The organism is Streptomyces sp. NPDC053750 (assembly GCF_044544295.1).
In the GTDB taxonomy this organism is placed as follows: Bacteria; Actinomycetota; Actinomycetes; order Streptomycetales; family Streptomycetaceae; genus Streptomyces.
This window is the reverse complement of the sequence record NZ_JBITXB010000012.1, coordinates 110,504-133,692: the sequence shown is the minus strand read 5'-3', so window position 1 is coordinate 133,692 and position 23,189 is coordinate 110,504. Positions and strand designations below refer to the sequence as shown.

Here is a 23,189-nt window from a genome sequence, read left to right as displayed (position 1 = left end):
GTGGCGGTCACCGACGAGGCGATCGGGAAGATCAAGGACATGATCGTCTCCGGCACGCTGCGGCCCGGCGACCGGCTGCCCAAGGAGAGCGAACTCGCCGCCGGCCTCGGGCTGTCCCGCAACTCCCTGCGCGAGGCCGTACGCGCCCTGTCGCTGATCCGTATTCTGGAGGTGCGGCAGGGCGACGGCACCTACGTCAGCAGTCTGGACCCGCAACTCCTGCTGGAGGCCGTCAGCTTCGTCGTCGACTTCCACCGCGACGACACCGTGCTGGAGTTCCTCGCCGTGCGCCGCATCCTGGAGCCGGCCGCGACAGCGATGGCGGCCTCCCGGATCAGCGACCGGGAACTGGACGCGCTCGGCGCCCAGTTGGACGCCCTGGGCGCCGAGCCGTCGGTTGAGGAGCTGGTCGCCGGGGATCTGGAGTTCCACCGCGGCATCGTGGGTGCCTCCGGCAACTCGGTGCTCTGTTCCCTCCTCGACAGTCTCTCCGGCACGACCACCCGGGCCCGTGTCTGGCGCGGCCTGACCCAGGAGGACGCGGTCGGCCGCACGCTGCACGAGCACCGGGCGATTCTCGGCGCGCTGCGCGACCGGGACGCGGAGGCGGCGCGTTCCTGGGCGACGGTGCACATCGCTTCCGTGGAGCAGTGGCTGCGCTCCACCCTCTGATCCACCGTCCGATCCGGCATGGGCGACGGGTGTCCGACCCCCGGGAACGGGGCAGTGATCCGTTCACTCCCCCGCGCAAGGGGGCTGCGGGCGGCCCCTCGGCACGCCGTAAGGTTGGGGGGTACGCGAGGGCACGTCGGAAGGAGGCACTGGGTGATCGAGCTCGAGGGGGTACCCGAGCTGGTCGACCCGGTCATGGTGGCCGCGTTCGAGGGCTGGAACGACGCCGGCGACGCCGCCTCCACCGCGGTCGCGCATCTCGACCGGGAGTGGAAGGGCGAGGTGTTCGCCGCGCTGGACGCCGAGGACTACTACGACTTCCAGGTCAACCGTCCCACGGTGTTCATGGAGGACGGCGTCCGCAAGATCACATGGCCGACGACCAGGCTGTCGGTGGTCCGGGTCGGCGGCGACAAACCGCGCGACCTCGTCCTCGTCCGCGGTATCGAACCGTCCATGCGCTGGCGCTCCTTCTGCAACGAGCTGCTCGGCTTCGCCCACGAGCTGGGCGTCGAGCTGGTGGTCGTCCTGGGCGCCCTGCTGGGCGACACGCCGCACACCCGGCCGGTCCCGATCAGCGGCACGACGTCGGACGCCGACCTGGCCCGGCGCATGAACCTGGAGGAGACCAAGTACGAGGGGCCCACGGGCATCGTCGGCATCCTCCAGGAGGCGTGCACGCACGCGGGCGTACCGGCCGTCTCCCTGTGGGCCGCGGTGCCGCACTACGTGTCGCAGCCGCCCAACCCGAAGGCCACGCTGGCCCTTCTGAACCGGCTCGAGGATCTGATCGACGTGCGCATCCCGCTGGGCGAGCTGCCCGAGGACGCGCGTGCCTGGCAGGTGGGCGTGGACCAGCTGGCCGCCGAGGACAGCGAGGTCGCCGAGTACGTCCAGTCGCTGGAGGAGGCCCGGGACACCGCGGAGCTTCCGGAGGCGTCGGGCGAGGCGATCGCCCGCGAGTTCGAGCGGTATCTGCGGCGCCGGGACGGATCCGGGCCGGGAGGGCCGGGAGGACACGCCACGGCGGACGGCGGCGACGGTACGCCCGGGACGCCGTATCTGCGGGACAACCCGAGCGGCCGGACCCGACCGCCGAAGCCGCCGAAGGCGGGCGGGGACGACGAGGAGTCGTCGGAGGACTGAGCCGGACGCGGGTGAGGGGCGCTTCCCTGAGGAAGCGCCCCTCACCCGTGTCCGGAGCGTTCGTCTAGAGCGCGACGCCCAGCAGCGCGTCGACCGCGCGGGAGACGACGCCGGGGGCGCCGGTGTCCGTGCCGCCGGTCTCCTGCTGGAGCGCGGCCCAGCGGTCGACGGCGTCGAGCGCGGCCGGGGAGTCCAGGTCGCCCGCGAGGGCCTCGCGGATCTCCTCGACGAGGGCCTCGGCGGACGGGCCGTCGGGCCGGGACACGGCGGCGCGCCAGCGCTCCAGCCGGGCGACGGCGTCGCGCAGCACCTGGTCGGTCCACTCCCAGTCGGAGCGGTAGTGGTGGGCGAGCAGCGTGAGGCGGATGGCGGCCGGGTCGACGCCGTCGCGCCGCAGCTGCGAGACGAAGACCAGGTTGCCCTTGGACTTGGACATCTTCTCGCCGTCGAGACCGACCATGCCGGCGTGGACGTACGCCTTGGCCATGGGGAACTCGCCGGTGAGCACCTGGGCGTGCGAGGCGCCCATCTCGTGGTGCGGGAAGGCGAGGTCGGAGCCGCCGCCCTGGACGTCGAAGCCCATGCCGAGGTGGTCCAGGGCGATGGCCACGCACTCGATGTGCCAGCCGGGACGCCCGCGACCGAGGGAGCCGCCGTCCCAGCTGGGCTCGCCGTCGCGGGCCGCCATCCACAGCATCGGGTCGAGCGGGTTCTTCTTGCCCGGCCGGTCCGGGTCGCCGCCGCGCTCGGCGGACAGGAGCCGCATGGCGGCGGCGTCGAGGCGGGAGACCTGGCCGAAGTGCGGGTCGGACTCGACGGAGAAGTAGATGTCGCCCTCGAGCTCGTAGGCGGCGCCGGCGTCGCGGAGCCGCTCGACGAGCGGGACGATGCCGGGTATGGCCTCCACGGCGCCTATGTAGTGCCGCGGCGGGAGCATGCGCAGTGCCGTCATGTCCTCGCGGAAGAGGGCGGTCTCCTTCTCCGCGAGGGCGGTCCAGTCGACGCCGTCGCGCACGGCCCGTTCGAGCAGTGGGTCGTCGACGTCGGTGACGTTCTGGACGTAATGGACCTGCCGCTTGGTGTCGAGCCACACGCGCTGCACGAGGTCGAACGCGTTGTAGGTCGCCGCGTGCCCCATGTGGGTGGCGTCGTACGGAGTGATGCCGCAGACGTAGATACGGGCGACGGGACCGGGGTCGAGGGTGACCGGGCCGCCGGTGGCGGTGTCGTGGATCCTCAGGTCGCGGCCCTGACCAGGCAGGGCGGGGACCTCGGAAGCGGGCCAGGCATGCATGTCATGAGCGTAACCGGACGGATGTTCCGTACACGAACCGGACCGGGCCGGATGGCCGGTGAGGCACTCTTGCGCGACACCGGCCGTCGTGCTGGTCGGGCCCCGGACAGCCCCTAGACCGGCGGCCAGGGGATGGCGGGCCACTCCCCGCCGGGTTCCGGGTGCCTGCCGGACGCCAGCAGGGCGTCGACACGCGCGCGGGTGGCGTCGAGTTCGGCGGGGGTGATGAGGGGCGCGAGCCGGATCGCCAGGGCCCCGCCGTCCTTCAGTGCCTCCTGGAGGACGTCGAGCACCGTCAGGGCCTCCGCGGTGAGCGGGTCGCCCGCCCAGCCCCACAGCAGGGTCCGCAGCTTGTTCTCGGCGTGGAAGGTGACCCCGTGGTCGATGCCGTACAGCCGTTCGTCGCCGCCGGGCAGCAGGTGGCCGCCCTTGCGGTCGGCGTTGTTGAGTACGGCGTCCAGGACCGCGAGCCGGCGCAGCCGCTCGTCGTCGGCGTGCACGAGGAGCGCGGTGCGGCCCTCTCCGACCTCGGCGAAGGCGATCGCCTTCCAGCCGGGGCCGGGTTCCTCCTCGTCCACCAGGGCGAGCAGTTCCGTCCCGGGCACCGCCTCGATCCACAGCTGGCACATGCCCTCGCCGTACGGCCCGTCGCGCAGCACGGTGGGCGGGACGAGGCCCCAGCCGGTCGCCTCGGAGACCTCGTAGGCGGCGACCTCGCGCCGGGCGAGGTTGCCGTCGGGGAAGTCCCACAGGGGGCGCTCCCCGGCGACCGGCTTGTAGATGCAGGCCGCCTCGCGTCCCTCGTGCGTCACCGTGCAGTACAGCGCGGCGTTGGAGGCGTCACGGATGCGTCCGCGCACGGTCAGCTCGCCCAGGGCGAGCAGTTCGGCGGCCGCCGCGTCGGTGGTCACGCTCCGCGGCGGTATCCGTTCTGGCGCGGACATACGTGTCCTTCCGGGTCGAGCGGGAGGCTGCACAGCGGGCACGGCGGCCGCCCGGCGTTGACGACGTCGAGGGCGCGCTTGGCGAAGGCCCTGGCCTGCGCGCCGGTGAGCCTGACGCGGAGCATCGGGGGGCCGTTCTCCTCGTCCTGGAGCAGCCGCTCCTCGGCCTCCGCCAGGTCCTCCTCGGACTCGGCGTCCAGCTCCACGAGGGCCTGCGCCTCGACGATCATGCGCTGGTCCTCGCCGTCCCAGGCCAGTGCCATCGTGCCGACCCGGAACTCCTCCTCGACGGGGGTGTCCAGCGGGGCCGTGTCGACGGTCTCCGTGGGGGCCATGGCGGGGACGACGGGGCTGCCGCCGCTGCGCCGTACGACCTCGTCGAGGAGCTCGTCCATGCGCTCGGCGAGAGCGGCGACCTGGGTCTTCTCCAGGGCCACGCTGGTCACCCGGGAGCCGGCGGAAGCCTGGAGGAAGAACGTACGCCGCCCGGGCAGTCCGACCGTACCGGCCACGAAACGTTCCGGTTGGTCGTAGAGGAACACCTGACGGGACACGTCCTGTCTCCATGAGAAGTCGTAAGAAGCGGAAGGCGGGGGGGCTGGGCACTGCTGCGATCGCTTCACCCTACTGCGGGCGACGATCACGGTGCGCCCGCACCACCACCGACCGGGGCGTCGTCGCCCGTGGGCTCCTCGTGCGGGGCCAGGGCGGCGAAGTCACCGGTGTCGCCGAGGCGGACGAGGTAGGGCCGCAGGCGGGTGTAGCGGATCGCCGTGACGGAGCACGGTTCGACGGAGATCCGCTGGAAGAGGTCGAGGTGGAGGCCGAGCGCGTCCGCGACGAGGGACTTGATGATGTCGCCGTGGGAGCACATGAGGTACACGGCGTCGGCGCCGTGGTCGCGCTCCACGCGCGCGTTCCACTCGCGTACCGCTTCGGCGGCGCGGGTCTGCATCGCGCGCATCGACTCGCCTCCGGGGAACGCCGCGGCGGAGGGGTGCGCCTGCACCACCTCCATCAGGGGTTCGTCCTTGAGCTCGGCGAGCTTGCGGCCGGACCAGTCGCCGTAGTGGCACTCCCCGATCCGTTCGTCGGTGTGCGGGCGCAGCTCGGGCCGGGCGTCCAGCAGCGGGCGGATCGTCTCCTGGCAGCGCTGCAGCGGGCTGGTGACGATCTCGGAGAGCGGCAGGCCGGCGAGCCGCCCGGGCAGCGCGGCGGCCTGTGCGGCCCCGCGTTCGTCGAGGGCGACGCCGGGCGTCCAGCCGGCGAGCAGCCCCTCGGTGTTGGCGGTGGAACGTCCGTGCCTAACCAGGATCAGCGTGGGCATGCGGCCAGGGTAGGGGTACGACACGGTGCGAGGGCGCCGGGGCGAGGGGAGAATGCGTTCGGTGATCGTGGACTGTGCCATCTACCGGGACGGGCGCCGCACGGACGGGCCCGACGACTTCTCCGACGCGGTCGACGAGGCGCGGAGTGCGGGCGGGTTCGTGTGGATCGGGCTGTACGAGCCCACGGAGGAGGAGTTCGACCTGGTCACCGAGGAGTTCCGGCTGCACCCGCTGGCCGTGGAGGACGCCCTGAAGGCGCACCAGCGGCCCAAGCTGGAGGTGTACGACGACTCGCTCTTCGTCGTCCTCAAGCCGGTGGTCTACGAGCCGGACAGCGACGCCGTCTCCTCCGGCGAGCTCATGCTGTTCCTGGGCGACTCCTTCGTGGTCGTCGTCCGGCACGGCGAGGGTTCGCCGCTGAAGGCCGTACGGCAGCGCCTGGAGCACGAGCCGGAGCTGCTCGGCAAGGGTCCGACGTCGGTGCTGTACGCGATAGCCGACGCCACGGTCGACCACTATCTGGACGTGGCGGTCGAGCTGCAGAACGACCTGGAGGAGCTGGAGGCCGAGGTCTTCTCACCGGACGGCGGCGGCTCGCGGCACACCGCGTCCCGGATCTACACCTTCAAGCGGCAGGTCCTGGAGTTCCGCCGGGCCACCGGTCCGCTGGCGCCGCCCCTGGCCCGCCTGTCGGGGGCGTTCGGCGCCGGGGTGCCGTTCGTGAACGAGAAGGCGCGGCCGTTCTTCCGGGACGTCAACGACCACCTCACGCGCGTGAACGAGTCGGTGGAGGGCCTGGACCGGCTGATCTCGGACATCCTGGCGGCGCATCTGGCGCAGACCGGCGTCCGGCAGAACGACGACATGCGGAAGATCTCCGCGTGGGCGGCCATGGCGGCGGTCCCCACGATGATCGCGGGGGTCTACGGGATGAACTTCGAGCACATGCCGGAGCTGCGCCACGCATGGGGCTACCCGGCGGTCATCGTGCTGATGGCCGTTCTGGAGGTCCTGCTGTTCCGGCAGTTCAAACGCCGGGGCTGGCTGTAGGTGTCGCGGTGTCCGGTCCGCCGAGCGCGTCGCGTCGTTCGGGCATCCGCAGCGTCACCATGCGGCGCCAGCCTCCGAGCCGCTCGTAGGCGTAGACCGCGCGGATGCCCGCCGCGAGCAGCGCCGACCGGTGCCTCGGCCAGCCGAGGACGCGCCCCATGTGGGCCATCACCGCGAGGCTGACGTCCCGGTGGACGCGGATCTCGGCGAGCGCGCATGCACGCAGGGTCGACTGGATGTACCGGCCGTGCCCGGCGGCGGCGAAGCGCAGCAGCTCCTCGTGGGAGTAGGCGAGGTGGTTGTCCTCGTCGGCGGAGATCATCCGGACGGCCCGGCCCAGGTCCGGGTGGTCCGCGAAGTGGGTGCGGAGCATCGCCATCTGCTCGGCGGCGCGCTGCTCGGTGACCCTGCTGTGGGCGAGGTAGGTGATGATGTCCCGCACCGTGAGGGGCTGCTCGGCCTTGAGCTTCTCGTGCGCCAGTCCGATGCCGCGCCGCTCCAGGAGCATGGTGTAGTCGGTCTCGGGGGGCACCTCGACGGGTTCCAGTCCGCGCTTCTTCAGCAGGGCGTTGAAGATCCGTCCGTGCTTGTCCTCGTCCGCGCCGTGCCGGGTGATCCGGGGGGCGAGGGCGCGCTCGCTCTCCGGCACCAGGGCGGCGATGCGCGCGTTCTCCCAGCCGCCCTGCGACTCTCCGCTGGCCGCGATGGAGCAGAAGAGACGGAACGACTCGTCGTTGTCGACGATCTCCTGGAACAGACTCTTGGCCGAAAGCATCGGTGGCACCTCTCTGCCTCTGCAAGTTCCGCAGGTTCCGCAGACTCCGCAAAGAACGAGTCAAGTGCGGGAGGCGAGGCTCGGCAACAGGTACGGCGCCCAATTCCGCCAAAAGACGGACGACCACCGGCACGAGGAGGCGTAACCACACGCGCGCGGGGGCGTTGTTCCCGTGACGGCCGTGGCGGGGTAGACCCCCGAGCCCCCACCACGGCCGCAGAGACCTACGACAGGCCGGACAGGCCCTAAGCCAGCCCGGCGCGCTCCAGGGCGTCGGTGCCGGCGCGGAGCGCGGCGATCCGCTCGTCCAGGGTGAAGCCCGCGGGGGCGAGGGTCAGCGTGGTGACACCGGCCGCGGCATAGGCCTTCATGCGGTCCGCGATGCGGTCGACGGAGCCGAGCAGCGTGGTCTTGTCGATCAGGTCGTGGGGTACGGCGGCCGCGGCGCCCTGCTTGTCGCCCGACAGGTACTTGTCCTGGATCTCGGCGGCCTCCCGCTCGTACCCCATGCGCTGGGCGAGCTGGTTGTAGAAGTTCTGCTTGCGGCTGCCCATGCCGCCGACGTAGAGGGCGGTGTAGGGGCGGAAGGTGTCGGCGAGCGTGGTGACGTCCTTGTCGTCGCCGAGGGCGAGCGGCAGGGTCGGGCAGACGTCGAAGCCGTCGAGGGTCCTGCCGGCCTTCTCGCGTCCGGCACGCAGGTGCCCGATCGCGGTGTCCTCCAGGTGTTCGGCGGAGGGGAAGATCAGCAGGGCGCCGTCGGCGATCTCGCCGGTCTGCTCCAGGTTCTTCGGGCCGATCGCGGCGATGTACAGCGGGATGTGCTCGCGCTCCGGGTGCACGGTCAGCTTGATCGGCTTGCCGGGGCCGCCGGGCAGCGGCAGCGTCCAGTGCTGTCCCTCGTAGGAGAGGCGTTCCCGGGTCATCGCCTTGCGCACGATCTCGACGTACTCGCGGGTGCGGGCGAGCGGCTTGTCGAACTTGACGCCGTACCAGCCCTCGGAGACCTGGGGGCCGGAGACGCCGAGGCCGAGGCGGAAGCGGCCCTTGGAGAGGGAGTCCAGGGTGGCCGCCGTCATCGCGGTCATCGCGGGCTGGCGGGCCGGGATCTGGAAGATGGCCGAGCCGACGTCGATGCGCTCGGTCTGTGCGGCGACCCAGGTGAGCACGGTGGCCGCGTCGGAGCCGTAGGCCTCGGCGGCCCAGCAGACGGCGTACCCGAGCCGGTCGGCCTCCTGTGCGACGGCCAGGTTGTCCGCGTCCATTCCGGCACCCCAGTAGCCGAGGTTGATCCCGAGCTGCATGGCCGATTCCCCTTACCGATCAGTAACGTCCGTTGGGCCGACCTTAGCGTGCCGAAATCGGTTGTCCACAGGCCCCCACAGGGCAAGCCGTGGCCAGTAATGTCGGCGTTCATGGAGCAGAGGCATCTCGGCCGCACCGGCCTGCGCGTGTCCCGCATCGGTCTCGGTACCCTGACCTGGGGCCGGGACACCGACGAGCACGACGCCGCCGACCTCTTGAAGACCTTCTGGGAAGCGGGCGGGACCCTCGTCGACACCGCGGACGTGTACGGCGACGGGGAGGCCGAGTATCTCCTCGGCCGGCTCATGGAGGGCCTGGTGCCGCGCCGGGACCTGGTGATCTCGACCAAGGCCGGCAGCGTGCCGGACCCCGACCGCCGCTTCGACGGTTCGCGCGCCCATCTGCTCTCCGCGCTGGACGCCTCGCTGGCCCGCCTCGGCACGGACCACGTCGACGTGTGGCACCTGCACGCCTTCGACCCGGACACTCCGCTGGAGGAGACGCTGCACGCCCTCGACGTGGCGGTGAGCAGCGGCCGGGCCCGCTACGCGGGGGTGTCCAACTTCTGCGGCTGGCAGCTGGCCAAGGCGGCGACCTGGCAGCTGGCGGCGCCGGGCGTACGGAACCGGGTGGCGAGTACGCAGATGGAGTACTCGCTGCTCCAGCGGGGCATCGAGCGCGAGGTGCTGCCGGCCGCGCTGGACCTGGGCGTCGGTCTGCTGCCCTCCTCGCCGCTGGGCCGCGGGGTACTGACCGGCAAGTACCGGGGGGACGCGACGCCGTCGGACTCGCGGGGTGCCTCGGAGCACCTGGCGCCGTTCGTCGCGCCCTACCTCGACGACACGGCCGGCCACATCGTGGAAGCGGTGGCGACGGCGGCGGACGGGCTGGCGGTGACGCCGCTGCAGGTGGCGCTGGCGTGGGTGCGGGACCGGCCCGGGGTGGTCGCCCCGATCGTCGGCGCGCGCACTGCGCAGCAGCTCACGGCGGCGTTGTCAGTGGAGACCCTTAGTCTTCCTGACGAGATCTGCCGGGCGCTCGACGATGTGTCGACGCCCGTGCACCGCTATCCCGATCACGACTGGAGCACGCTGTGAGCACGGAGCCCGAGGCCGCCTCTGAGGACCCCACGGACGCCGTGGACGCCGGGCCGGGGACGCCGGGCGCCGCCGAGGACGAGGCGCCCGCCGGGGCGCGGCAGCCGGGCCGGGAGACCCGGGACGACGTCGCCGGTCCGGAGGGCGACGGTACGGCCGAGGAGGCCGGTGCGGCCCCGGGCGCTCAGGCCGCCGAGGCAGGGCAGCCGGGCAGCGAGGGCGCGGGGGCCGCCGACCCGGTGGACGACGGGAAGACCGAGCAACCTGCCGACGAAGGCACGGAGGCCGCCGGCTCGGCGGCAGACGGCTCGGCGGCAGACGGCTCGGCGGCAGACGGCTCGGCGAGCGACCGCGCGGCGGACGACGACACGGCGCCGGCCGCCATGACGGGCGACGACACGGCGGACGACCGTGCGGCGGACGACGAGACGGCGGGCGACGGCGCCGCAACTGACGGCGCGGCGGCTCAGGCCTCCGAGGCTGAGGCCGAGCTGGCTGCTCAGCGGGTCGAGCGGGAGCGGATCGAGCGCCGGAAGGCGGAGAAGCAGGCACCGATCGACGCCGGGGGCAAGCTCAGCGGCACGGCGGCCGACCTGCTCGCCGCCGTGCGGGCCGTGGAGAGCGGCGCGAAGCCGGCGGCCACGGTCTTCGGCGACTCCGCACCCCCGCCGCGCCGTCCCGCCCCCGAGCCGGTGCGGCGGCCACAGCCGGCGCCGGCCGAGCCCTCCGTCGTGCACGCGGGACCGGCGCCCGAGACCGTCCAGGCCGTGGGCCGCGTGCTGGCCGAGGGCGGCGCCCCCGAGTCGCTCGCACCGCAGACCGCCGCGTTGCTCGGCGAGGGCGCGCAGGACGCGCTGCGCGCGGACCCCTGGCAGCTGCTCCGGGTCGGCGGGGTCCGGCCGGAGCAGGCCGACGGGTTCGCCCGGGCGCTGCTCGGCGCGGAATGCGGTCCGGACGACGAACGTCGCGGCCGTGCGGTCACCGTGTGGCTGCTGGAGCAGGCGGCCCTGGCCGGGCACACGGCCGTCGAACTGCCTCGGCTCACGGCCGCGCTGGCCCAGCGGGGCGTGCCGGACCCCGACGCCGCCGTACAGAGCACGCTCGCCGAGGCCGAGGCGCTGGCCTTCCAGGACGCCCTGGAGGAGCCCGGGGTCCGCACGCCGAGCCCGAGTCCGGCGGCCGGAGCGGACGAGGAGGAGGGTGAGGGCGAGGAGCGCCCGGTCCGGGTGCTGGTCGGCCTGGAGCGGTACGCGCTCGCGGAGGAGAGCCTCGCCGACGCGCTGGCCCGGCTGGTCGTCTCGACGCCGAAGCAGGGCGGTTCCGTGGCGGACTGGGAGCGGGTGGCCGCCTCCGCGCAGGGTTCCGCCGGCGACCTGATCCGCGCGGTCGCCGAGCACGGGCTGGTCCTGCACACCGGTGGGGAGGCGTCCCTGGCCGAGCCGGCAGCCCTGCTGCACGCCGCGCACGTCCTCGGTCTGCGTGCCTGGGCCGCCGCGCCCGGCGCGCTCGGCCGGGACCGCTTCGCCGCCCTGCTGGGCAACCGGACGCCCGAGCCGGACCCGGACTCCGGCACACCGGGCGACAGCGGTGCGGACGGCTCTGTTCCGGAGGGCCCCGCCGTCGCCACCGTCGCCGGGCTGCTGGCCGGGACCGCGGGGCCCGGACGGGACGCCGACGGAGCGCTGGACCTCGATCTGCTCGTCGTGCCCGACGCGCCGCAGCTGGACGTCGAGACGGGCGCCCTGCTGGCGGAGTCGCTGCCGGACGGGGCACGGCTGGTGCTGGCCGGGGATCCGTCGGTGCTGTGGTCCGCCGGACCCGGGCGGGTCTTCGCGGATCTGCTGGCGGCTCGGATCTGCCCCCAGATCGCCTCACGGCGCCCCGACCCCGGCCCCCTCGGCGAACTGGTCTCCGGCGTCGGCATCGGAGAGCTCGGCCAGGTGGAGGCCCCCGGCAAGGAGGTCGTGATCGTGCCGGTGCGGGACGCGGGCGAGGCCGTGCACCGCACCGTCCAGCTCGTCGCGGACTCGGTGCCGCGCGCGATCGGCGTCCCCGCCGAGGAGACCCAGGTGATCACGCCGGGCCACGGCGGCGCGGCCGGCACCCGCGCGCTCAACGCGGCGCTGAAGGAGCGGCTGAACCCGGGCCCCGGCCGGTTCGGCGGCTTCGACCCCGGCGACCGGGTCGCCTACTCCCCCGCGCCGGGCCGTACCCTGCCGGGCCGGGTGGTGAAGGCCGATGCCGACGGGCTGCACCTGTCGTGCGCGGGCGAGACCGTCGTCGTACCGAAGGAGCGGGTGGAGCAGTCCGTACGGCACGGATGGGCGCTGACCGCGCACCAGGCGGTGGGCGGCCGGTGGCCCGCGGTGGTCGTGGTCCTGCCCGGGGATGCCGCGCAGTCCCTCAGCCGTCCTTGGGTCTACACGGCGTTCGGCCGGGCCGCCCGCCATCTGTCCGTGGTGCACGGTGTGGAGCAGGCACTGCCGCGTGCCGTGGCCGAGGTTCCGGCCAAGCCGCGCACGACCCGGCTGCCGGTGCTGCTCGCCCCGCAGGTGCCTGCCGCCGACTGATCCGGGCACCCCGCTCCGTCACCCCGGCCTCAGCGATCGGCCTCCAGCCGCGCCGGCGCACCGTCGTCGTCGACGTCGTCCTCGATGTCCTCGATGTCGTCCTCGAACTCGTCGTCGAACACCGTGCTCACGTCGAAGCGGCAGACCACCCGTTGCGGATCGACCTGCTCGAACGGGGCCTCCAGCCACTCGCCGGGGTCGGCGGGCTCGTCCGCGGCCGTCACCCAGAGTGTGGAGTCGGCCTCCTCCAGGCCGAACTCCTTGTGCCGGGAGGCGATCTCGTCCGCCTCGAACTCGCCGAACAGGATGCCGAGCGCCCCGTGGACCGTGGCCGAGGCGTCCGCTCCCGCCCCCTCGTCGTCCGCGGCCTCGATCCGCCGGGCCTGGGCCATCAGCCGCTGCGGCTCGGCCACGGCGTAGTCACGGCGGATCAGGACGCTCAGCGCGTTCGGCTCCTCGGGGCCCGTGTACGGCGGGAGGGTGTCCTCCGCCCCGGGAATCTCGAAGGGGGTGACTTCGTCGTACCGGTCGTAGAGCAGTTCGTCGTACGCCTCCGCGGCCGCGGCCAGCTCGTTGAACGCCTCGTAGACGGTCGGGTCGTCCTCCCCCGACCTGTGTTCGACCGCGGCCAGGTGGCGGTCGAGCGCTGTCTTGACCGCCTCGGCGGCGGCGCGTACCTCGGCAGCGGTGGGCTGCGCAGCATCAGACATAGTGCAGACGCTATCCGTACCGGGCCCCAGCCCGCACAATAGATTCGATGCCGGAATACGAATTTGTCGACGTGTACGTGCCGCGCGGGGTCACCCGCAAGGAGACGACACGTCTGCTGACCGAACACGCCGAGTACGGACACTGGGAGTTGTACCGCCTGACCCTGCTGCGCGACGGCAGCCGCAAGGTGCGGCTGCGCCGGCGGATCATCCGCCAGGTACGCGCCACCTGGTGACGGAAACGGAGCGGGCCCCGCCGATGCGGGGCCCGCTGCGTGTGCCGGTCTCGCCGCGTCACGCCGAGGCGCGCGCCTTGCGGTAGAGCACCGTGCCCGCGAGCAGCGCGCCCGCGCCCACCGGCAGGGCGAGGCCCAGGGGCAGGTCGCTGCCGGTACGGGCGAGCTGGGCGTCGCCCCGCGGCTGGGCGACGGTCTGGGCGCCCGGCTGGTTGACGTGCGAGGAGCCGCCCGGCGTCTCGTCGCCGGGGCCGCCCGGGTTGTCCGGCTCCCCGGGGTTTCCGGGGTTACCGGGCGGCGTCTCATGGTCGCCGCCGGGCGGGGTGGGGTGATCCCCGCCGCCTGCGTTGGCGCAGTCGTTGCCGGTGGTCGGGTTGAGGGCGCCGATGATGTCGATGCTGTTGCCGCACACGTTCACCGGCACATGGACCGGCACCTCGACATGATTGCCGGAGCCGACCCCGGACGAGTCGGTGGCGTGCCCGTCGGCGTGCGAGCCCGCGTGGGAGCCGTCGTGGCTCCCGGAGTCGCCCTGTCCGCCGGACGATCCGCCGCCCTGGTTGGCGCACGCGTTGCCCATCGCCGGGTTGAGGATGCCGACGACGTCGACGGTGTTGCCGCAGACGTTCACGGGCACGTGCACCGGCGCCTGAACCGTGTTGCCGGACAGTACGCCGGGTGAATTCGAACTCGAGCCGTGCGCCCCCGAATCCGCGTGGGCGGCGCCGCCCGCGGCGGCGATCACGCCGGTGGCCGCCGCCATCGTCATCAGGCCCTTGCGGGTGACCTGTCGCATTTCCTGAATCCCTGCCTTGCCCTGGTCCGTGGTACCGGGAAGCCCGAGTAGGGCGATTCCGGAGTACGGAGAATCCCGAGTACGGCGATTCCCGAGTGCGGAGAATGCCGAGAATTCCGAGTTGCCGTCGCTTCCCCGCCCGGGGTCCCTGGAAGGCCGCCGGCCCCGGAGCGCGTGGCGCGCGCTCCGGGGCCGGCGGACTCAGGACCTCATGGGGCGAGGCTCAACGTCACTTGTTGACGCAGGTGTTGCCGAAGGCGGGGTTCAGCAGGCCGATCACGGAGATCGTGTTGCCGCAGGCGTTCACCGGGACGTGAACGGGCACCTGCACGACGTTGCCGGAAACGATGCCGGGCGAGTGCACGGCGGCACCCTGGGCACCGGAGTCCGCGGCGGCCATGCCCGCGCCCGCGAGAACCAGACCACCGGTGGCCGCCACGACGGCTACGACCTTCTTGAGCATTATTCCTCCTAGTTGGCAAAAGCGATCCAGGTTGCTGATCGCATCACTTGTAACGAGGAGGGAGTAATGAGGCTACGAGCTTATGAGCGTATTCACCCTTCCAGGTCGCGTCCCGTACGCGCGGCCGAATTCCGGCGAGTTCAGGACGCGTCGATGAAGCGGTCGAGCACCCGTACCCCGAACTGCAGCCCCTCCACCGGCACGCGCTCGTCCACCCCGTGGAACATGCCCGCGAAGTCCAGCTCCGGCGGCAGCTTGAGCGGCGCGAAGCCGAAGCAGCGGATGCCGAGGTCGTCGAAGGACTTGGCGTCGGTGCCGCCGGAGAGCATGTACGGCACCGCCCGCGCGATCGGGTCCTCGGCGCGCAGGGCGGTCTGCATGGCGTCGACGAGCCTGCCGTCGAAGTCGGTCTCCAGCGCCTTGTCGGCGTGCACGTCCTCCCGCCTGACGCGCGGGCCGAGGATGCGGTCGAGGTCGGCGAGGAACTCTTCCTCGTAGCCGGGCAGGAACCGTCCGTCGACGTGCGCGGTGGCCTGGCCGGGGATCACATTGACCTTGTAGCCGGCGCCGAGCATGGTGGGCGCCGCCGAGTTGCGCAGCGTCGTGCCGATCATGCGGGCGATGCCACCGAGCTTGGCGAGCGTCTCCTCCATGTTCTCGGGGTCGAGCTCGGTGCCGAGCGCGTCGGACAGCTCGTCCAGGAACGCCCGTACGGTCTTGGTGACCCTGACCGGCCACTTGTGCCGCCCGAGTCGCGCCACGGCCTCGCACAGCTCCGTGATCGCGTTGTCGTCGTTGGTCATCGAGCCGTGGCCCGCCGTGCCGTCCACGGTGAGCCGCATCCAGTGCATGCCCTTCTCGGCGGTCTCGACGAGGTAGAGCCGCAGCTTCTCGTTGACCGTGAAGGAGAACCCGCCGACCTCGCCGATCGCCTCGCTCACGCCCTCGAACAGCTCCGGGTGCTTGTGCACCAGGTGCTTGGCGCCGTACGTCCCGCCGGCCTCCTCGTCCGCGAGGAACGCCAGCACGATGTCGCGCGGCGGCTTGCGCCCGCTGCGCAGCCGGTCGCGGACGACCGCGAGGGTCATCGCGTCCATGTCCTTCATGTCGACCGCGCCGCGCCCCCACACGCACCCGTCGGCGATCTCGCCGGAGAACGGGTGGTGGGTCCAGTCGTCCGCGTTGGCGGGGACGACGTCGGTGTGCCCGTGGATGAGGAGCGCGGGCCGGGACGGGTCCTCGCCCTCGATCCGGGCCACCGTGGACGCGCGTCCCGGGTGGGACTCGAAGATCTGCGGCTCGAGTCCCACTTCGGCGAGCTTCTCGGCGACGTACTCGGCCGCCTTGCGCTCGCCCGGACCCGAGTGGTCGCCGTAGTTGCTGGTGTCGATCCGGATCAGCTCGCGGCAGAGGTCGACGACCTCGTCCTCGCCGGTGACGCTCCTGGCCGTGTCCGACTCGCTCACGTGCTTCCTCCCGCGGTCGCTGCTGAAGTCACTGCTGGTGTCAGTGCTGGTCGGTACCCCTCATCCTCCCCCTCCGGTCGTCGGCGCCCAAGGAGGGGGTGATCGGCCACCCTGGAAAGCCTGGTAATGTTTACGTCGTCGCCGCGGGCAACGCCCCGCACGACAGACACCTTGTCCGGGTGGCGGAATGGCAGACGCGCTAGCTTGAGGTGCTAGTGCCCTTTATCGGGCGTGGGGGTTCAAGTCCCCCCTCGGACACCAGCTGAGACCCCTGCTGAGCAGGGGTCTTCTGCTTTCCCAACCATGCGCGCAGCGGGCACAATGGCCGCCATGACCACGCGTCCCTGCCCGTGCGGGCTGTCCGAGCCGTACGAGAAGTGCTGCGGCCGATTCCACTCCGGTGCCGCCGCCGCGCCGACCGCCGAGGCCCTGATGCGCTCGCGGTACAGCGCCTTCGTGCGTCTGGACGCGGGCTATCTGCTGCGCACCTGGCATCCGCGGACGCGGCCGGCCCAACTGAACCTCGACCCGGGCATGCGGTGGACCGGTCTGGAGATCCTGGACACGACCGAGGGGTCCGCCTTCCACGCCGCCGGGACCGTGACCTTCCGGGCGTCCTACCGCGGGGGCTCGCTGCACGAGCGGAGCCGCTTCGAGCGGGTCGACGGTGCGTGGGTGTACGTCGACGGGGAGTTCCTGGCGTAGGAGCGCCGGACGGGGTCCTACGGCGCCAGGATGTCCAGTTCCTGCAGCGCCCCGACCGTGATCTCCCGGGTCAGCCGTTCGGCGCGCTCGGCGTCGCGTGCGCGCACCGCCTCGGCCACCTGGACGTGCAGGGTGACGGCGGCCGGGTCGGGGTCCTCGAACATCACGGCGTGGTGCGTACGGCCGGCCAGGACCTCGGCGACGACGCTGCCCAGGCGGGCGAACATCTCGTTGCCGGAGGCGGTCAGGATGACGCGGTGGAAGGCCACGTCGTGGAAGAGGTACCCCTCCAGCTGGTGACCGCGTGAGTTGGCGACCATGCCGAGCGCGCACTCGGTCAGCTCGGCGCACTGTTCCGGCGTGGCGAGGCGCGCGGCCAGCCCCGCGGCCACCGGTTCGATCGCCGAGCGCAGCACGGTCAGAGAGCGCAGCTGCCGCGGGCGCTCGGAGCCGGCCAGGCGCCAGCGGATGACCTGGGGGTCGTAGACGTTCCACTCGCATTCGGGCAGGACGGTCACGCCGACGCGGCGGCGCGACTCGACCAGGTGCATGGACTCCAGCACCCGGACCGCCTCGCGCATCACGGAGCGCGACACCTCGAAGCGCTGTGCCATCTCGTCGGTGCGCAGGACGCTGCCCGCCGGATACTCGCCCGCTGTGATCGCGGGGCCGAGGGTGTCCAGTACGCGGCCGTGCAGCCCCCGGCCCGGTGTGCTCATGCACTCAGCGTACGGGGCAGGTCACGGGAAGAAAAAGTCAGACTTATATGTCACAGACTCTTGAATTCGTCGTACCTAATGGGTTTCAGTTGCGTCGACATCACGTGTCGACGAAGACAGCAGACAGCGAGAGTGCGATGCAGCAACTGCACACCCCCCATGTCGTCGTGGTCATGGGCGTAGCGGGCACCGGGAAGACCACCATCGGCCCCCTGCTCGCGGCCCGGCTCGGCGTTCCCTACGCCGAGGGCGACGACTTCCACCCGCCGGCCAACATCGCCAAGATGACGGCCGGCACCCCGCTCACCGACGAGGACCGCTGGCCGTGGCTGGACGCCATCGGCGGCTGGGCGCACGGGCGGGCGGGTCTCGGCGGGGTGGTGAGCAGCTCGGCCCTGAAGCGGTCCTACCGCGACCGGCTGCGGGCCGCCGCTCCCGGTGTCGTCTTCGTGCATCTCACGGGCAGCCGCGAGCTGATCGAGGACCGGATGTCGCACCGCCAGGGGCACTTCATGCCGACGGCCCTGCTCGACTCCCAGTTCGCCACGCTCCAGCCGTTGGAGCAGGACGAGGCGGGGGTCGCGGTGGACGTCGCCGGCAGCCCCGAGGAGATCACCGAACGGGCGGTTCAGGCCCTGAAGGCCCTCCCCGAACCCGGCCCCGTGACCCGGTAGTCCCGTACACCCCCCACGACCTCCCCCGGGGCCGTGCCACGCCCACCGGTGTGCACGGTCCCGTCTCCCCCGCATCCCCATCACCGCAAGGGAATCACCGTGACCAGACTCAGCGTCGAGATGCTGGCAGCGGACACCGTCGAGCCGATCACCTCGGCCGGCCACGCCCAGCTGGGCATCGCCGTGCTGTTGGGCATCGCCGTCATCGTCCTGCTCATCACCAAGTTCAAGCTGCATGCCTTCCTGTCGCTGACCATCGGGTCACTGGCGCTCGGCGCGTTCGCCGGGGCGCCGCTGGACAAGGTCATCACCAGCTTCACCGCCGGCCTCGGCTCCACCGTGGCGGGCGTCGGCGTCCTGATCGCCCTCGGCGCGATCCTCGGCAAGATGCTCGCCGACTCGGGCGGCGCCGACCAGATCGTGGACACCATCCTCGCCAAGGCCACGCCTCGTTCGATGCCGTGGACGATGGTGCTGATCGCCTCGGTCATCGGACTGCCGCTGTTCTTCGAGGTCGGCATCGTGCTGCTGATCCCGGTCGTGCTGATGGTCGCCAAGCGCGGCAACTACTCCCTGATGCGGATCGGCATCCCGGCGCTGGCCGGTCTGTCCGTGATGCACGGTCTGGTCCCGCCGCACCCCGGCCCGCTGGTCGCGATCGACGCGCTGGGCGCCAACCTCGGTGTCACGCTCGCGCTGGGTGTCCTGATCGCCATCCCGACGGTGATCATCGCCGGTCCGCTGTTCTCGAAGTACGCGGCCCGCTGGGTGGACGTTCCCGCTCCCGACCGCATGATCCCGCAGCGCGCCTCCGAGGAGCTGGAGAAGCGTCCCGGCTTCGGCGCCACCCTGGCGACGATCCTGCTGCCGGTCGTGCTGATGCTGGCCAAGGCGCTCGTCGACATCGTCATCGACGACCCGGACAACGTGGTGCAGCGCACCTTCGACGTCATCGGCAACCCGCTGATCGCCCTGCTCGCCGCCGTGATCGTCGGCATCTTCACGCTGCTGCGCCCGGCCGGCTTCGGCAAGGACCGCCTCTCGGGCCTGGTCGAGAAGGGCCTGGCGCCCATCGCGGGCATCCTGCTGATCGTCGGCGCGGGCGGCGGCTTCAAGCAGACGCTCATCGACTCCGGTGTGGGCCAGATGATCCTGGAGATCTCCGAGGACTGGTCGATCCCGGCGCTGCTGCTGGCCTGGCTGATCGCGGTGGCGATCCGGCTGGCGACCGGTTCGGCGACAGTGGCGACCGTCTCGGCGGCCGGTCTGGTCGCCCCGCTCGCGGCCGACATGTCGACGACCCACGCCGCCCTGCTGGTTCTCGCCATCGGCGCCGGCTCGCTGTTCTTCAGCCATGTGAACGACGCCGGCTTCTGGCTGGTGAAGGAGTACTTCGGCCTGAACGTCGGCCAGACCATCAAGACCTGGTCCGTCATGGAGACGATCATCTCGGTGGTCGCGGGCGCTCTGGTCCTGCTCCTCTCACTGGTCATCTAGGGACGCCTGGTCGTCCAGGAGTACGGTCTGGTGATCCAGGAGTACGCCCCGACGCCCAGGGATACGACGACGACGGCCCGCCCTCTCCTCCAGGAGGGGGCGGGCCGTCTCGGCATGCACGGGCGGGTGTCGGCGGCGTCGATGGCGACGACCCGTACGACCTCGATGAGCAGCAGCACGCCCAGCACGCGCGCGTCGACGTCGATCTTCAGCCGTCCCAGCGTGCCGACCGCGAGCACGGCCGGCAGCGCCGGTGTCCACCAGGCGACCTCGAGGTCGGCGCAGGTGGCGAGCAGCCCGGAGACCCGGATGCGGCACTCACCCGGCACCCCGGCCCCAGCGCGCTTAGAGTCGGCTCCTACGCACCCGTGGCCCGACTGACGATCGAGGTACGCAGCGTGTCGGTTCTGGTTCTGGTCCTCGCCGTGAGCGCCGCGTGCTGCTTGGGCTGCGGTTTCGTCCTCCAGCAGAACGCCGCTCAGCGCGCTCCGCTGGGCGACTTCCTCTCGCCCCGCCTCCTGCTGGACCTCGTACGGGTGCCGCGCTGGCTGTACGGGACGGCGCTGATGGTGGCCGGGATGGTGATGGGCGCGGTCGCGCTGGCCGGCGGCGAGATCACCCTCGTCGAGCCCCTGCTGGCCACGCACCTCCTCTTCGCCCTGGCCCTCTCCCGTGTGCAGACCCGGCAACCGCTGGGTCGCCAGGGCTGGGCGGGGCTCGCGCTGCTCGCGGGCGGGGTCAGCGCGTTCATCGTGGCGGGTGAGCCGCGTGGGGGCAGCGCGGTGACCGACCCGGTGCGTCACTGGCTGCTCATCGGGGTGATGCTCGGGCTGGCCCTGCTGCTCACGGCGTGCGCCGGGCGTCTCCGGCTGACCTGGGGCCCTACGCTGCTGGCACTGGCCGCGGGGCTGGTGTACGGGGTACAGGACGCGCTGACCCGGGTCAGCGGCCGGCGCTTCACCGCGGGCGGCCCGGCGGAACTGCTGACCGGCTGGGAGCCGTACGCGGTGGTGGTGCTGGGCGTCACCGGGCTGGTCCTGGTCCAGAGCGCCTTCGAGACGGCCCCGCTGCGCAGGTCGCTGCCCGCCCTGACGGCCACCCAGCCGCTCGCGGGCATCGCGTGCGGGGTCGGTTTCCTCGGCGACCGGCTGCGGACCGACGCCGGGGCGCTGGCATGGGCGGCGGGCGGGCTCGCGGCGGCGGTGACGGGCGTCGTCCTGCTGGGCCTGCACCCGGCGATGCCGCAGGGCACGGGCGAGAGCGGGCACGATCGGGCCCTGCAGCGGCGCTGACCTGCTTGGATGGGCGGCATGAGCGCTGCTGACGAGATCCTCGACATCGTCGACGAGAACGACCAGGTGGTCGCGCAGGCCCGGCGGGGCGACGCGTACGCGCGGGGGCTGCGCCACCGGTGCGTGTTCGTGTGGGCCCGGGACGCGGAGGGACGCGTCTTCGTGCACCGCCGCACGGCGACGAAGCTCGTGTTTCCCTCCCTGTACGACATGTTCGTCGGCGGGGTGGTGGGCGCGGGCGAGTCCTACGACGACGCGGCGCTGCGGGAGGCGGAGGAGGAGCTGGGCGTGACCGGGCTCCCGCGCCCGGAGTACCTCTTCAAGTTCCTGTACGACGACGGCGCCGGGCGGACCTGGTGGTCTGCGGTGTACGAGGTGCGCTGCGAGGGGCCGGTCGCTCCGCAGGTGGAGGAGGTGGCGTGGCACGGGTTCCTCACGGAGGGGGAGGTCGAGCGGCGGCTCGCCGAGTGGGAGTGGGTGCCGGACGGGGTGGCGGCGTATGCGCGGCTGCGGGCTTGGCGGGGGTGAGGTGGGGCGGGGCCGGTCGGACCCGGCGTGGGGGCGGGCCGGCGCTACGGGGTGCCGCTGCGCCCACCCGTGCCACCCTGGGGGTACCTCCCAGGCCGTTCAGGCACTGGGGGAGGCACGGGTGCCCGCATCTGCGGGCGATAGGGTCCGCAAGTGATCGAATTCGTTCGGAACGTTCGGCTCTGGTTCGTGCCCGAGGAGGTCCGGCAGGAGGGCAGTACCCCCGACTACCGGTTCTCGCTCGCCAACGAGCGCACCTTTCTGGCCTGGCTGCGCACCGCCCTGGCCCTGATCGGCGGCGGTTTCGCGGTGGACCAGTTCCTGCCCGACCTGCGCTGGGGCTGGCGGGTGGGGCTCGCCCTCGCGCTGCTCGCCGCCGGCGTGCTCTGCTCGCTGCGTGCGGTGAACCACTGGGTGCGCTGCGAACGGGCCATGCGGCGCGGCGAGGACCTCCCCGTCTCCCGTTTCCCGGCCCTGCTCAGCCTGGTCGTGGCGGTGGTCGCCGTAGCCATGGTCGTCGTGGTCCTCGTCGGCTGGGAGGCCTGAGCCCGTGAGCGCCGACAGCGGCGCCGACGTCCGCGCAGATTCCGGCGGCCCGGACCGCGACCCGGGGCTCCAGCCCGAGCGCACCCGGCTGGCCTGGCGCCGCACGACCCTGTCGGCCACCGTCGTCGCCGTACTCGCCGCGAAAGCCGCCCTGCACGGCGGCGCGACGCCCCTCGCGGTCGTCGCCGTCGTCCTGTGCTGCGCCCTGTGGCTGGCGTTCCAGTACATCGCCAACCGCCGCATCCGCGCTCTGGCCTCGGCGAGCAGACCCGGGGCCCTCTCCCCGCCGTACGCCGTGGCGGCGACCCTGTGCACGGTGGCGTTGGCCGTGTGCGGCGCGGCGCTCGTCCTCTGAGGTCCGTCAGGCCCCTCGCTCCTCCCAGTCCACCGTCACCACGATCTTCCCCCGCGTCCGCCCCTCCTGGTTCCGCCGGTGTGCGTCCGCCGCCCGCTCCAGGGGGAACGTCTCCGACACGTGCACGGTCACCACGCCCTGTTCCGCCAGCTCGGTCAGCCGCAGCAGATCCTCGGCGTCCGGGCGCACGAAGCAGTACTGCCCCCCGTAGTCGACGACGTCCCCGTCGGCGATCGACACCAGACGGCCCCCGGGAGCCAGCAGGTTCGCCGAGATCTTCAAGGTCTCGCCGCCGACCGTGTCGAACACCGCGTCCACGCCCTCGGGCGCCAGCCCCCGCACCCGCTCGGCCAGCCCCTCCCCGTACGTCAGCGGTTCCCCGCCCAGCCCTCGCACGTAGTCGTGGTTGCCCTCGCTCGCCGTGCCGAGGACCCGCGCCCCCAGATGCCGGCCCAACTGGACGGCGACCGACCCGACCCCGCCCGCGGCGGCGTGCACCAGGACCGTCTCGCCGCGCTTCACCCGCAGCGCCTTCACCAGGACCTGGTAGGCGGTGAGCCCGGTCAGCGGCAACCCGGCCGCCGCCTCGTAGGAGAGGTTGCGCGGCTTGCGGGCCAGGGTGCGGACGGGCGCCGCCACGTACTCGGCGAACGTGCCCCTGGAGAGGACGTCCTCGCGGACGTAGCCGATGACCTCGTCCCCGACGGCGAACTCCGTGACGGCGGGGCCGGGCTGCACCACGACTCCGGAGACGTCCCAGCCGGGAACGACGGGGAAGACCGGCTGGAGGATGGCGTCGAGATGCCCGTCGCGGCACTTCCAGTCGACGGGATTGACAGCGGCGGCCCGCACCTTGACCAGCACCGAGTCGGGACCGACCCGCGGCTCACGGACCTCTCCGTACTCCAGCACCTCGGGACCGCCGTACTGCGCGTAGCTGATCGCCTTCATGGCTCCGACCCTCCGGGGTACCCGAACTCCGCGCAAGCCGAATATCCGGATATGCACCGATAAGGTGAGCGCC

Annotated in this window: 26 protein-coding genes and 1 tRNA gene; 14 read left to right on the top strand and 13 right to left on the bottom strand. The window is 72.4% G+C overall.

Features of this window, described 5'->3' with window-relative positions; genetic code table 11:
• On the top strand, positions 1–672 hold the full coding sequence (locus ACIGO6_RS29535; RefSeq protein WP_399881619.1) for a FadR/GntR family transcriptional regulator: 672 nt from the start codon (positions 1–3) through the stop codon (positions 670–672).
• A gap of 153 nt (positions 673–825) precedes the next feature.
• Positions 826–1,818, top strand: coding sequence for a filament polymerization regulator ParJ (gene parJ, locus ACIGO6_RS29530; protein WP_399881617.1), 993 nt, complete (start codon positions 826–828; stop codon positions 1,816–1,818).
• Between the two features lie 64 nt (positions 1,819–1,882).
• On the opposite strand, the gene mshC is transcribed toward parJ, so the two are convergent.
• The 4 genes from mshC to ACIGO6_RS29510 all read right to left on the bottom strand — a co-directional run bounded on the left by mshC (position 1,883) and on the right by ACIGO6_RS29510 (position 5,383).
• On the bottom strand, positions 1,883–3,112 hold the full coding sequence (mshC, locus tag ACIGO6_RS29525; RefSeq protein ID WP_399881615.1) for a cysteine--1-D-myo-inosityl 2-amino-2-deoxy-alpha-D-glucopyranoside ligase: 1,230 nt from the start codon (positions 3,110–3,112) through the stop codon (positions 1,883–1,885).
• Between the two features lie 113 nt (positions 3,113–3,225).
• Positions 3,226–4,056, bottom strand: coding sequence for an SCO1664 family protein (locus ACIGO6_RS29520; RefSeq protein WP_399881613.1), 831 nt, complete (start codon positions 4,054–4,056; stop codon positions 3,226–3,228).
• Positions 4,020–4,610: a DUF3090 domain-containing protein gene (locus ACIGO6_RS29515; RefSeq protein WP_399881611.1), complete on the bottom strand. Its 591-nt coding sequence runs from the start codon at positions 4,608–4,610 to the stop codon at positions 4,020–4,022. Before ACIGO6_RS29515 ends, ACIGO6_RS29520 begins: the two co-directional genes overlap by 37 nt.
• A gap of 86 nt (positions 4,611–4,696) precedes the next feature.
• Positions 4,697–5,383: a histidine phosphatase family protein gene (locus tag ACIGO6_RS29510; protein WP_399881609.1), complete on the bottom strand. Its 687-nt coding sequence runs from the start codon at positions 5,381–5,383 to the stop codon at positions 4,697–4,699.
• Between the two features lie 61 nt (positions 5,384–5,444).
• On the opposite strand from ACIGO6_RS29510, the gene corA reads away from it, so the two are divergent.
• A complete protein-coding gene (corA, locus tag ACIGO6_RS29505) occupies positions 5,445–6,434 on the top strand; it encodes a magnesium/cobalt transporter CorA (RefSeq protein ID WP_399881607.1) in 990 nt (329 codons plus the stop codon).
• Here corA and ACIGO6_RS29500 read toward each other — a convergent pair.
• The gene (locus tag ACIGO6_RS29500) at positions 6,412–7,209 is read right to left on the bottom strand and encodes a ferritin-like domain-containing protein (protein ID WP_399881605.1); all 798 of its coding nucleotides are present in this window, start codon (positions 7,207–7,209) and stop codon (positions 6,412–6,414) included. The two genes, corA and ACIGO6_RS29500, sit on opposite strands and share 23 nt — an antisense overlap.
• Before the next feature lie 245 nt (positions 7,210–7,454).
• Positions 7,455–8,510, bottom strand: a complete 1,056-nt coding sequence (locus tag ACIGO6_RS29495) for an LLM class F420-dependent oxidoreductase (protein WP_399881603.1) — start codon at positions 8,508–8,510, stop codon at positions 7,455–7,457.
• 111 nt (positions 8,511–8,621) lie between these two features.
• Between ACIGO6_RS29495 and ACIGO6_RS29490 the strand changes: the two genes are divergently transcribed.
• Together ACIGO6_RS29490 and ACIGO6_RS29485 are read left to right on the top strand one after the other, a co-directional pair.
• Entirely contained in the window at positions 8,622–9,608 is a 987-nt protein-coding gene (locus ACIGO6_RS29490) for an aldo/keto reductase (protein WP_399881601.1), read from the top strand.
• Complete coding sequence (locus ACIGO6_RS29485) at positions 9,605–12,178, top strand: helix-hairpin-helix domain-containing protein (protein ID WP_399881599.1); 2,574 nt, start codon at positions 9,605–9,607, stop codon at positions 12,176–12,178. Before ACIGO6_RS29490 ends, ACIGO6_RS29485 begins: the two co-directional genes overlap by 4 nt.
• Positions 12,179–12,207: 29 nt before the next feature.
• Here ACIGO6_RS29485 and ACIGO6_RS29480 read toward each other — a convergent pair whose 3' ends face one another.
• On the bottom strand, positions 12,208–12,888 hold the full coding sequence (locus tag ACIGO6_RS29480) for a hypothetical protein (protein WP_399881597.1): 681 nt from the start codon (positions 12,886–12,888) through the stop codon (positions 12,208–12,210).
• A gap of 47 nt (positions 12,889–12,935) precedes the next feature.
• On the opposite strand from ACIGO6_RS29480, the gene ACIGO6_RS29475 reads away from it, so the two are divergent.
• Positions 12,936–13,124: a DUF5703 family protein gene (locus ACIGO6_RS29475; RefSeq protein WP_122617339.1), complete on the top strand. Its 189-nt coding sequence runs from the start codon at positions 12,936–12,938 to the stop codon at positions 13,122–13,124.
• Positions 13,125–13,182: 58 nt separating this feature from the next.
• Here the strand turns inward: ACIGO6_RS29475 and ACIGO6_RS29470 are convergent, their stop codons facing one another.
• The 3 genes from ACIGO6_RS29470 to ACIGO6_RS29460 all read right to left on the bottom strand — a co-directional run bounded on the left by ACIGO6_RS29470 (position 13,183) and on the right by ACIGO6_RS29460 (position 15,849).
• Positions 13,183–13,920, bottom strand: coding sequence for a chaplin family protein (locus ACIGO6_RS29470; protein WP_399881595.1), 738 nt, complete (start codon positions 13,918–13,920; stop codon positions 13,183–13,185).
• Positions 13,921–14,149: 229 nt separating this feature from the next.
• Positions 14,150–14,383, bottom strand: a complete 234-nt coding sequence (gene chpH / locus ACIGO6_RS29465) for a chaplin ChpH (protein ID WP_399881593.1) — start codon at positions 14,381–14,383, stop codon at positions 14,150–14,152.
• Between the two features lie 140 nt (positions 14,384–14,523).
• Positions 14,524–15,849 (bottom strand): M20/M25/M40 family metallo-hydrolase, encoded by a 1,326-nt coding sequence (locus ACIGO6_RS29460; RefSeq protein WP_399881591.1) that lies wholly within the window; start codon positions 15,847–15,849, stop codon positions 14,524–14,526.
• A 173-nt stretch (positions 15,850–16,022) separates the two neighbouring features.
• On the opposite strand from ACIGO6_RS29460, the gene ACIGO6_RS29455 reads away from it, so the two are divergent.
• Both ACIGO6_RS29455 and ACIGO6_RS29450 read left to right on the top strand, forming a co-directional pair.
• A tRNA-Leu gene (locus ACIGO6_RS29455) sits at positions 16,023–16,110 on the top strand.
• A 60-nt stretch (positions 16,111–16,170) separates the two neighbouring features.
• On the top strand, positions 16,171–16,554 hold the full coding sequence (locus ACIGO6_RS29450; protein WP_399881873.1) for a YchJ family protein: 384 nt from the start codon (positions 16,171–16,173) through the stop codon (positions 16,552–16,554).
• Positions 16,555–16,571: 17 nt separating this feature from the next.
• Here ACIGO6_RS29450 and ACIGO6_RS29445 read toward each other — a convergent pair whose 3' ends face one another.
• Entirely contained in the window at positions 16,572–17,273 is a 702-nt protein-coding gene (locus ACIGO6_RS29445; protein WP_399881589.1) for a FadR/GntR family transcriptional regulator, read from the bottom strand.
• A 137-nt stretch (positions 17,274–17,410) separates the two neighbouring features.
• Between ACIGO6_RS29445 and ACIGO6_RS29440 the strand changes: the two genes are divergently transcribed.
• Both ACIGO6_RS29440 and ACIGO6_RS29435 read left to right on the top strand, forming a co-directional pair.
• On the top strand, positions 17,411–17,947 hold the full coding sequence (locus ACIGO6_RS29440) for a gluconokinase (RefSeq protein ID WP_399881587.1): 537 nt from the start codon (positions 17,411–17,413) through the stop codon (positions 17,945–17,947).
• A 99-nt stretch (positions 17,948–18,046) separates the two neighbouring features.
• On the top strand, positions 18,047–19,444 hold the full coding sequence (locus ACIGO6_RS29435) for a GntP family permease (RefSeq protein ID WP_073730971.1): 1,398 nt from the start codon (positions 18,047–18,049) through the stop codon (positions 19,442–19,444).
• On the opposite strand, the gene ACIGO6_RS29430 is transcribed toward ACIGO6_RS29435, so the two are convergent.
• Positions 19,441–19,773, bottom strand: coding sequence for a hypothetical protein (locus ACIGO6_RS29430; protein WP_399881585.1), 333 nt, complete (start codon positions 19,771–19,773; stop codon positions 19,441–19,443). The two genes, ACIGO6_RS29435 and ACIGO6_RS29430, sit on opposite strands and share 4 nt — an antisense overlap.
• Before the next feature lie 69 nt (positions 19,774–19,842).
• Between ACIGO6_RS29430 and ACIGO6_RS29425 the strand changes: the two genes are divergently transcribed.
• The 4 genes from ACIGO6_RS29425 (at position 19,843) to ACIGO6_RS29410 (ending at position 22,165) form a co-directional block, all read left to right on the top strand.
• Entirely contained in the window at positions 19,843–20,736 is an 894-nt protein-coding gene (locus ACIGO6_RS29425; protein ID WP_399881583.1) for a DMT family transporter, read from the top strand.
• Between the two features lie 18 nt (positions 20,737–20,754).
• Complete coding sequence (locus ACIGO6_RS29420; protein WP_399881581.1) at positions 20,755–21,264, top strand: NUDIX hydrolase; 510 nt, start codon at positions 20,755–20,757, stop codon at positions 21,262–21,264.
• Between the two features lie 153 nt (positions 21,265–21,417).
• Positions 21,418–21,810, top strand: a complete 393-nt coding sequence (locus ACIGO6_RS29415; protein WP_399881579.1) for a YidH family protein — start codon at positions 21,418–21,420, stop codon at positions 21,808–21,810.
• Positions 21,811–21,814: 4 nt separating this feature from the next.
• Positions 21,815–22,165: a DUF202 domain-containing protein gene (locus tag ACIGO6_RS29410; protein WP_399881577.1), complete on the top strand. Its 351-nt coding sequence runs from the start codon at positions 21,815–21,817 to the stop codon at positions 22,163–22,165.
• 6 nt (positions 22,166–22,171) lie between these two features.
• Here the strand turns inward: ACIGO6_RS29410 and ACIGO6_RS29405 are convergent, their stop codons facing one another.
• The gene (locus ACIGO6_RS29405; protein ID WP_399881575.1) at positions 22,172–23,116 is read right to left on the bottom strand and encodes an NADP-dependent oxidoreductase; all 945 of its coding nucleotides are present in this window, start codon (positions 23,114–23,116) and stop codon (positions 22,172–22,174) included.
• Positions 23,117–23,189: the final 73 nt, after the last annotated feature.